The 9,991-nt window shown below is 42.6% G+C and carries 8 protein-coding genes; 5 read left to right on the top strand and 3 right to left on the bottom strand.

What is annotated here, in order from left to right; all coding sequences use genetic code 11:
- Positions 1-255, bottom strand: a 255-nt coding sequence (locus HMPREF2983_RS14190) for a hypothetical protein (protein ID WP_210400392.1), incomplete at its 3' end; no start/stop codon positions are given.
- Between the two features lie 440 nt (positions 256-695).
- Between HMPREF2983_RS14190 and HMPREF2983_RS12860 the strand changes: the two genes are divergently transcribed.
- From HMPREF2983_RS12860 to HMPREF2983_RS12835, 5 genes are all read left to right on the top strand, one after another.
- Complete coding sequence (locus HMPREF2983_RS12860; RefSeq protein ID WP_070669070.1) at positions 696-2,837, top strand: peptidylprolyl isomerase; 2,142 nt, start codon at positions 696-698, stop codon at positions 2,835-2,837.
- Between the two features lie 776 nt (positions 2,838-3,613).
- Positions 3,614-4,564: a signal recognition particle-docking protein FtsY gene (gene ftsY / locus HMPREF2983_RS12850; protein WP_004374871.1), complete on the top strand. Its 951-nt coding sequence runs from the start codon at positions 3,614-3,616 to the stop codon at positions 4,562-4,564.
- Between the two features lie 21 nt (positions 4,565-4,585).
- On the top strand, positions 4,586-5,887 hold the full coding sequence (rimO, locus tag HMPREF2983_RS12845; protein WP_070669067.1) for a 30S ribosomal protein S12 methylthiotransferase RimO: 1,302 nt from the start codon (positions 4,586-4,588) through the stop codon (positions 5,885-5,887).
- An 11-nt stretch (positions 5,888-5,898) separates the two neighbouring features.
- Positions 5,899-6,192 carry an HU family DNA-binding protein gene (locus tag HMPREF2983_RS12840; RefSeq protein ID WP_004374875.1) on the top strand — a complete coding sequence of 98 codons (294 nt, stop codon included), beginning with the start codon at positions 5,899-5,901 and terminating at the stop codon, positions 6,190-6,192.
- On the top strand, positions 6,170-7,414 hold the full coding sequence (locus tag HMPREF2983_RS12835) for an HU family DNA-binding protein (protein ID WP_070669065.1): 1,245 nt from the start codon (positions 6,170-6,172) through the stop codon (positions 7,412-7,414). Before HMPREF2983_RS12840 ends, HMPREF2983_RS12835 begins: the two co-directional genes overlap by 23 nt.
- Positions 7,415-7,515: 101 nt before the next feature.
- On the opposite strand, the gene HMPREF2983_RS12830 is transcribed toward HMPREF2983_RS12835, so the two are convergent.
- Positions 7,516-9,090, bottom strand: coding sequence for an Rne/Rng family ribonuclease (locus HMPREF2983_RS12830; protein ID WP_070669063.1), 1,575 nt, complete (start codon positions 9,088-9,090; stop codon positions 7,516-7,518).
- Positions 9,091-9,320: 230 nt separating this feature from the next.
- Positions 9,321-9,602, bottom strand: a complete 282-nt coding sequence (locus HMPREF2983_RS12825) for an HU family DNA-binding protein (RefSeq protein ID WP_004374881.1) — start codon at positions 9,600-9,602, stop codon at positions 9,321-9,323.
- Between the last annotated feature and the right edge of the window lie 389 nt (positions 9,603-9,991).

The following is a 9,991-nucleotide window of genomic DNA, read 5'->3' as shown; positions in this document are numbered from 1 at the left end:
TTGCATTTCCCGTAGGGCGTTAAAGCCATTTTGAAGCTGTTTTTGCATTTCTCGTAGGGCGTTAAAGCTGTTTTGAGGGTGTTTTTGCATTTCCCGTAGGGCGTTAAAGCCATTTTGAGGGTGTTTTTGCATTTCCCGTAGGGCGTGAAAGCTGTTTTGAGGCTGTTTTCCAGTTTCGGCTGTGGCCGAAACGCTGTTTTTGCTGTTTTTTACTCTTCGGCCACGGCGGAAAGCCGATTTTCTCCGTTTTTTCACTTTCGGCCGCGGCGGAAATGCTGTTTTTGCTGTTTTCTACTCATCCGCCGTGGCGGAAAGCCGATTTTTGTCGTTTTTTCAGTTTCAGCCGCGGCGGAAAGCTTATTTTTACCATTTTTTTGGTTTCATCCACGGATGACGGGCGTTTTTCAGCGTTTTCTCGATTTCATCCACGGATGACAGGCGTTTTTCAGCGATTTCTGCGTTTCGTCGACCGACGATGAGCGTTTTTCAGCGATTTCTGCATTTCGTCGACCAACGACGAGTGTTTTTTCTGCGTTTTCCGGCTTTCCTTGGAGTTGAATAGCCGTTTCTTAAACCGAATTCGCGTATTTTTTACGTGAAAAATTGCGCTATATGCTTTTTTATTCGTATTTTTGTGGGCAATTTAGTTGATACAGAGAAAGAAATAACTAAAAAATAAAAAACAAATTAAAGTAATGGCAGCATTAGGAAAAATTAGAAGCAAAGGCGCCTTTCTGATGGGTATCATTGGATTGGGTCTTTTTGCATTCATTGCTGAAGAGGCCTTTCGCTCTTGTGAGTCGACTCGTAACAATGCGCGTCAGCAGGTAGGAGAGGTTTTGGGAGAGAAGATTAATGTGAATGAATTCCAAAAACTTGTTGATGAGTACACTGAAGTGATCAAGATGCAGCAGGGTGCTGAGGCCTTGAATGACGAGCAACTCAACCAGGTAAAGGACATGGTATGGAACACCTTTGTGCAGACAAAGATTGTAGAGCATGAGGCTAAGCAGCTTGGTCTCCGTGTCACAGATGCTGAATTGCAGAATGTGCTGAAGGCTGGTACTAACCCGATGTTGCTCCAGACGCCTTTCGTTAACCAGCAGACCGGCCGCTTCGATGCAAATGCATTGCAGAAGTTCTTGGCTGAATATGACACACAACGTTCGGCTAATCCTCAAATGGCTCAGCAGTATGAAACCATCTATAAGTATTGGACATTCATTGAAAAGACACTTCGTCAGCAGCTTCTGGCACAGAAATATCAAAGCTTGCTTGCACATTGTCTCCTGTCAAATCCAGTAGAGGCAAAGATGGCATTCAAGGAGGAGAACAATGAAAGCAATATCCAACTTGCTGCATTCCCTTACAGTTCGATCCAGGATGACAAGGTTCAGATTACAGAGTCTGACCTTAAGGCCAAGTATGATGAACTGAAACCACGTTTCCAGCAGTATGTAGAGAGTCGCGACATCAAGTATGTTGATTTTCAGGTTACACCTTCTGCAGCTGATAAGAATGCGCTTCAAAAGGAGTTTGCCGGATATGCCAAGGACCTTGCTTCAGCAGAAGATCCTTCCGCGGTTGTGCGCAAGAGCTCCTCACTTGTGAACTATCTGGGTATTCCTGTCGGTAAGACAGCCTTCCCTTCGGATATTGCAGCAAAACTTGACTCTATGGCTGTTGGTCATACGTCTGGTATTATAGAGAATACAATGGACAACACTTTGAATGTTATCCGACTGATTGCTAAGCAGCAGTTGCCTGATTCCATTGAGTATCGCCAGATACAAGTCGGTGGTGCAAGTGCGGATGTTGCTCACAAATCTGCCGATTCTATCTATGCAGCATTAAAGGGCGGAGCTGATTTTGAGGCTGTAGCTAAGAAGTATGGGCAGACTGGTCAGAAGGCATGGATGACCACACAGCAGTATCAGAACGTGCCTTCTATGGACAATGACACCAAGAACTATATCACAAGTCTGAATATGATGGCTGTCAATGAGACCAAGAATATCGTTTTGCCACAGGGCAATATCATTGTTCAGGTGCTCAGCCGTAAGGCCATGACCGACAAGTATATTGCTGCCGTTATCAAGAAGAATATTGTCTTCTCTAATGAAACTTACAGCAAGGCTTATAACAAATTCTCTTCATTCGTGAGTGCCAATCAGACGGGAGATGATATCATCAAGAATGCAGCTAAGAATGGTTATAGGGTGCAGGAAGCCAATGATATTACAACAGCTCAGCATTATTTGGCCAATATCCACGGCACTCGTGATGCATTGAAGTGGCTCTTTGAGGCAAAGCAGGGCGCAGTTTCTCAAATGTACACCTGTGGTGATAATGATCATCTTCTCGTTGCTGTTCTCACCAAAATCCACCCTGTAGGCTATCGTTCTTTGGATGATTCTCAAGTAAAGGAAATGGTGAAGGCCGAAGTAATGAAAGACAAGAAGGCTGAAATGCTTATGAGTAAGTTGAACGGTGTGAGCACACTTGCTGCTGCCAAGGCAAAGGGAGCAAAGGTTGCCGATGTAAATCAAGTTACTTTTGCTGCTCCCGTGTTCGTTACGCTTACGGGTGCAAGCGAGCCTGCTTTGAGCGGTGCAGTCTATGCAACGGCTAAAGGTAAGTTCTCAACAAAGGCTGTGAAGGGCAACGCCGGTGTCTATATGTTCCAGGTTACCAATAAGACCATGCGTCCGGGTAAGTTTGACGACAAGACCATGGAGCAGAAATTACGCCAGAAGACTATGCAGTATGCCGGCAACTTCATGAATGAACTCTACATCAACGCTAAGGTTGTTGATAACAGATATCTCTTCTTCTGAACGAGAAGTATATAAAAAGAAAAGGCAGTCTGTATCATGCGGGCTGCCTTTTTTCGTAATTTTGCATAAAATGTTGTCTTATAGCATTCCCTTTTGTGGCTTATGAAACTACATTGGATGATATTTTCAGCGAGCCGAAATAACCTGCTCTGAATTCTATAAGAGCGTATCTATAGGTCTGTAATGAATGAGTAATAAATGCTGAAAATACAGTAAGGGCTTTCTTTTTCTCATTAAGTTTTTTTATGAAAAAACTCAAAATACCTGACAATATGTTTTGTCTTGTTTTTTCCTTAGCTTCTTTTCATCTTCCATTTTGTTTCATGATGTGGTCTGAAATGAGTCACTTTAGCTTGTAATCTGTGCCGAGTCAGTGCGTGAAGTGACGCAGATTGCAAGCTGATTCGTGTCATTTGAGTTGATATCATGAAGCTTTAAGCATGCCTGTTGATAAGTGGAGATGAAAAAAGGGAAAGCATGTTGACACTTTCCCTTTGGCAAAGATAATGAATTTTGCAGACGAATGCAAATCTAAGGTGAATTTATTTTACACTAAAGATAGCTTCGGGTTGTGTCTTGCCGAATGCATCTCTTCATTATTTTACATTCATACCTTTTTTCTTCCTTACTTTTTTATTATCTTTGCAGAAGATAAGCTGCATGCGGTTATGGGGAGGATGAAATTCGTTTATGTTTCATATGCGATGTTCTTGCACAAGGGTATGTCTGCTTGAAAGACTTTCTTTGTTTGCTGCTTATCATCAAATTACGTAATTATGGGAATTTTCGGACTATTTAACAAGAAAAAGAAAGAGACGCTCGACAAGGGACTTGAGAAGACCAAGGAGAGCGTGTTCAGTAAACTGACGCGTGCCGTTGCCGGTAAGTCTAAGGTTGATGACGAGGTGCTTGATAACCTTGAAGAAGTATTGATAACCAGTGATGTGGGCGTAGATACGACATTGAAGGTCATAGAACGCATAGAGGAACGCGTTGCCCGAGATAAATATGTCTCTACTTCAGAGCTGAATGGCATCCTCAGAGAAGAGATAGCATCGCTATTGGCAGAGAATAATACGGATGATAATGATAGTTGGGAACTCCCAAGCGACCATAAACCTTATGTGATTTTGGTAGTGGGTGTGAATGGAGTAGGGAAGACTACGACGATTGGTAAACTTGCTTATCAGTTTAAGAATGCAGGCAAGAAGGTCTTTTTAGGTGCTGCCGACACATTCCGTGCAGCTGCTGTAGAGCAGATTTCCATTTGGGGTGAGCGCGTGGGAGTGCCTGTCATCAAACAGCAAATGGGCTCTGATCCGGCCAGTGTAGCTTTCGATACGCTGCAAAGTGCCAAGGCTAATGGAGCGGATGTTGTGTTGATAGACACTGCGGGGCGTCTACATAACAAGGTGGGGCTGATGAACGAGTTGAAGAAAATCAAGGAAGTGATGAAGAAAGTGCTGCCCGAAGCCCCTGATGAAGTGATGCTTGTGCTTGACGGAAGCACCGGACAGAATGCTTTTGAGCAGGCTAAGCAGTTCTCTGCAGTTACGAATATCACGAGTCTGGCTATCACTAAATTAGACGGAACAGCTAAAGGTGGCGTAGTTATTGGCATCAGCGATCAGCTGAAAGTGCCTGTAAAGTATATCGGTTTGGGCGAGCAGATGGAAGATCTCCAGCTGTTCAATCGTAAAGAGTTTGTTGACTCTTTGTTTGCCTGATATCGCATAGAAGTGTTTCAGATGAAGAGAAATCAGATAGATATCATAACCATGGGTTGCTCAAAGAACCTCGTTGATAGCGAACATCTGATGAAGCAATTCGAAGCTAACGGATATCATTGTGTCCATGACAGCAAACGACCTGACGGGGAGATTGCTGTTATCAATACATGTGGCTTTATAGAATCCGCCAAAGAAGAGAGCATCAATACCATTCTTGAGTTTGTTCATGCAAAGAATGAAGGGCGTTTGAAGCGTCTTTATGTGATGGGGTGCCTGTCGCAGCGCTATAAGGACGAGCTTGAGAAAGAGATTCCAGAGGTGGATAAGTTCTATGGGAAGTTCAACTACAAGCAGTTGCTGACTGATCTCGGTAAGGCGGAGGTGCCATCCTGCAATGGTCGGCGTCATTTGACTACGCCCCGGCATTATGCTTACGTGAAGATTGCCGAAGGGTGTGACCGCCATTGTGCCTATTGTGCTATCCCTTTGATTACGGGAAAGCATGTGAGTCGCCCAAAAGAAGATATCTTACAGGAAGTAAGAGAGCTTGTGAATGATGGTGTTAAGGAGTTTCAGATCATTGCACAAGAACTTACTTACTATGGAGTTGATATTGACGGGCAGCGGCATATTGCTGACCTTATCAGTGATATGGCCGATATCAAGGGAGTCAAGTGGATACGTCTTCATTACGCATATCCCAATCAATTCCCTTTGGAACTGCTTGATGTCATTCGTGAAAAGCCGAATGTCTGTAAGTATCTTGATATTGCTTTGCAGCATATTTCCAACCATATGCTTGATGCAATGCACCGTCATGTGAGTAAGGAGGAAACCATAGAACTGATTAAGAAGATACGCGAAGCTGTCCCTGGCATACATATTCGCACGACATTGTTGGTTGGGTTTCCGGGTGAAACAGAAGAAGATTTCAATGAACTCGTTGAGTTTGTCAAGTGGGCAAAGTTTGAAAGAATGGGTGCTTTTGCCTATTCTGAAGAGGAAGGAACATACAGTGCAAATCATTATGAAGATGATGTTACGCCAGAAGTCAAGCAACATCGCCTTGACACTTTAATGGCAATACAGCAGGAAATCAGTGCTGATGTGGAGGCTGAAAAGGTTGGTAAGGTGATGAAAGTTATCATTGACCGTAAAGAAGGTGATTATTATATCGGACGTACGGAGTTCTGTTCGCCAGAAGTTGACCCTGAAGTGCTTATTCCTGCAGCGGGTGTTCGGCTCCGTGTTGGCAACTTCTATGATGTGAAAATAACGGATAGTGAGGAGTTTGATCTTTATGGACATGTTGTTAAATAACAGTTCTTGGTATGAATAATAAGGAATTTATCGCTGAATTGGCTTTGAGAAGTGGCTACACTCAGGCCGATGCACAGAAACTCGTCAATACGCTTATTGAAGGAATGGGTGATAGTTTTGAAGCTGGGGAAAATGTTTCTTTGACGGGTTTTGGTACGTTTGAAGTGAAAAAACGTATGGAACGTGTTGTTGTCAACCCCTCTACAGGCATGCGAATGTTAGTGCCACCCAAGTTGGTGTTGGGCTTTAAGCCGAATGCATCCATTAAAGAGAAACTTAAAAATGGAGGAGATGGCAATGACTAATATGAAAGATATAGCACGCTGTTTGGTTGACAAGCACGGGCTTAAAGTGGCTGATGCCGAGCATTTCATTGCGTTGATGATAGATGTCATTAATGAAGGAGTGCAGCGTGAACGGCAAGTTAAGATAAAGGGATTGGGTACATTTAAGTTGACGAGTGTCAGTTCCCGCGAGAGTGTCGATGTGAACACGGGAGAACGTATTGTGATTGAAGGGCGTGACAAGATATCCTTTACGCCGGATAATGCTATGAAAGAACTGGTCAACAGGCCTTTCTCGCAGTTTGAAACAGTTGTAGTCAACGAGGGTGTTGAACTGGAAGACGAATTTGAAGAGCAGTTGGAAGAGTCTACTCCGGTTGAAGAAAAAACAGAAAGTGTAGAGGAAAAGACGGTTGAAAAGGTTGATAATCCCCATGAAGAGCGAGTCGAAGCTGTTGCTGTTGTGTCAGAGTTGCCGGCAGAAACTGTGTCTGTGGAGGAGGATATACAGGAAAACAATGTGCGAGATGCTGTTTCAGAACCAGTCGTTTCGGAAGTAGAAAAAGTGGAATTTGTACAGGGAACCGTTGAAACTGCTACTGATAATGTAGTAGGGGATAAGGTGGAAACGCCGGAAACGTCATCAGAAAAAGAGGTTGAGCCTGTGATAGGAAGAACTGATATGCAGGAAGATACAGTTCAAGATATCGAAGATGTTGCCACTGTTAATACTCCTCATAAGTCTCCTTATATGAAGTTATTGGTGTCTTCTCTTGTGGCATTATTTGTAGTTCTTGTTGGAACAATATGCTATTTGTTCATGGAATTATATCAACGGAATGATCGAATTGAGAGTTTGATGACAGAGGTGGGAACACTTCAGATTGAACTTCTAAAGAAAGATTACTCCACATTGAGGGGGCCTTCAAAGGTTATGAAGCCTGTTGCTGTAGCGGAAAAGCCTGCTCCTGTTGTTGAAAAGCCAGTTCCTTCAAAGGAAGAAAATCCTTATGATGAGTTGAATAACAGTGATGCGCGTGTTCGTACGGGTGCTTATCGCATTGTCGGTGTCAAGCAGATTGTCAAGGTGCAAGCCGGACAGACGCTTGCTTCTATCAGTCGCCAGCACTTAGGGTCAGGCATGGAATGCTATTTGGAAGTGATGAATAAGGAGAAAGTGCTGAAAAAAGGAGACAGGGTAAAAATCCCCGAATTGGAGCTTAAGCGCCATAAGAAGCATTGACAGTAACCTTGTTTTCTATAAAGACATAAGCTGCATACAATCATCTGAAGATATGATGTATGCAGCTTTTTCTTAATACAAGTTTGAACTTGCAGGATGGTTTATTTTGTTTCTATTTCCTCTTTCATATCAATGAATTCGCCTTGACTGTCATAAAACTCGTATTGTAGGAATGCAAGTTTCTGCGATGGAATGATATGTACGCCGAAACCATATTTGAGTTGCCACTTGCGACGAAGGGAAATAAACCCTTTGTTGATGTAGGCAGCCACATATGGATGAACGTGTAAATAGAACTTTGCGATGCCAATCTTGTTGACAAGGCGGTCAATCTTTCTTTCCAATTGGTCGGTGAAGAGAATGCTTGATCTGATTTTTCCGGTGCCATTGCAGGTGGGACATGTCTCCTCTACATTGACATCCATTGCCGGACGCACGCGTTGACGCGTGATTTGCATCAGTCCAAATTTACTCAGAGGCAGGATATTGTGTCTAGCCCTGTCTTTCTGCATATTCTTACACATGCGTTCATAGAGCATCTGTCGGTCTTCTGCAAGGTTCATGTCGATGAAATCTACAACGATGATTCCTCCCATATCGCGTAGTCTTAGCTGTCTTGCTAACTCATCGGCTGCCCCTAAATTCACGTCAAGAGCATTGGCTTCCTGTCCGTTTTCAGATTTCGAGCGGTTTCCACTGTTTACATCTACGACATGAAGTGCCTCGGTATGTTCGATAATCAGATAAGCCCCATGCTTATAGTTTATGGTTTTACCGAAACTTGATTTAATCTGTTTGGTAACGTTGAAGTTGTCGAAGATAGGCACTTTGCCCGTATAATGCTTGACAATATTTGCTTTTTCTGGGGCAATGAGTGTCAAGTAGTGTTTTACTTCGTTGTAAACTTCTTCGTTATTGACATAAATATTTTCGAAACTTGGATTGAACAGGTCTCTCAACATAGCGATAGCCCTGCCTGTTTCTTCAAATACCAACTGCGGTCTCTTCTGTTGTTTCTGTGTCTTGAGGATTGCGTCCTCCCATCGCTTTGTCAACACTTTCATTTCAGTGTCGAGTTCTGCGACCCGCTTTCCTTCTGCAACAGTCCTTACAATGACACCGCAGTTTTTAGGTTTAATGCTGTAGATGAGCTGCTTCAGTCGTGCACGCTCTTCACCACTTTTGATTTTAGAAGATACTGAGACTTTATCTCCAAAAGGAATAAGGACAATGAACCGTCCTGCAAACGAAAGCTCGCCTGTCAGTCGGGGACCTTTAGTGGAGATGGGTTCTTTTACAATCTGCACCAAAACTTCCTGTCCGACAGAGAGCAATTGCTGAACACTTCCGTCCTTTTTCAAGTCAGGCAACCTCTGTGCCTTACTGAAAGGATAGAGTCTCTTCCTATCGCTGTTCACCTGTTTCAGATACTTGGCGTAGGAATTGAATTGACTGCCTAAGTCAAGATAATGCAGAAAAGCGTCGCGTTCATAGCCAACATCCACGAAGCATGCGTTAAGTCCCGGCATGAGTTTCTTAACTTTAGCAGCGTAAATGTTGCCAACAGAGAAAGAAGCCTGCCGTGGTTCATTCTGATATTCCACCAGATTTTTATCCTCTAACAGAGCTATCGAAATTTCTTTCTCCCTTACGTCGATTACAACTTCGCTTGTCATTTTTTAATCTTTACTTAGTTCTTACTGTTACCATAAAGGGGCATGTCACAACTTCCTTGTGGATGTATTGACATGCCCCCTAAGTCCTTAATAGGCTATCAAGCTTACTTGCTCTTATGTCTATTCTTGCGTAGTCTCTTTTTACGCTTGTGAGTTGCCATTTTGTGGCCCTTCTTCTTCTTTCCGTTTGGCATAATCTTTAAATTTTGAAATATAATTATTTGTTATTGTTATTCGTTCTTCATCTGTTCAATGAATGACTTTGATGGCTTGAAACTTGGCAAGTCATGGGCCTCAATCGTCATAGTTGTATTCTTGAGGATATTGCGTGCGGTCTTTGCTGCACGGTGTTTGATGACGAAACTGCCAAAACCACGCAGGTATACATTCTCTTTCTTTTCAAGTAAACTATTTTTAATGGTCTCCATAAAGCTTTCGACAACCACTGTGACATCTCTTTTCTGGACGCCCGTTGCCATAGCAATTTCATTAATGATATCTGCCTTAGTCATATTTGTATTGTATTTTTTATATTCTTATTTTGTATGGTTTGTCACCCTCTCTTTTGGGTTTGCAAATATACGAGTTTTTTTAATGATATGAAAATTTATCGATACTTTTTTAGGTAAAAGAGGCTAAAATATTTTCAGAACTGCTTTGTTTTCATTGATTTACGCGTTTTAAGCACTTCTTGTTCTACTTTTTGTAGTGATGTCATGTCCTGCTTCATATTGTTGGGTGTTGCTCATTTTATCATAAGTTTATATAGTGTCCGGTGCATGCAAGGTTTAATCTAAGCAAGCAACTTCATATTCTCAAAGGGATAGAGAGCGGGAGAGTGCTTTGTATAACTTAAATAAACTAATGATTTGCAGTTTAAATTAGTAAATGCGACAGTCTC

The sequence above is a fragment of the Prevotella sp. HMSC077E09 genome (assembly GCF_001814685.1).
Lineage (GTDB): Bacteria > Bacteroidota > Bacteroidia > Bacteroidales > Bacteroidaceae > Prevotella > Prevotella oris.
The sequence above is the reverse complement of the archived record's forward strand: the minus strand, read 5'-3'. Positions and strand labels throughout refer to the sequence as shown.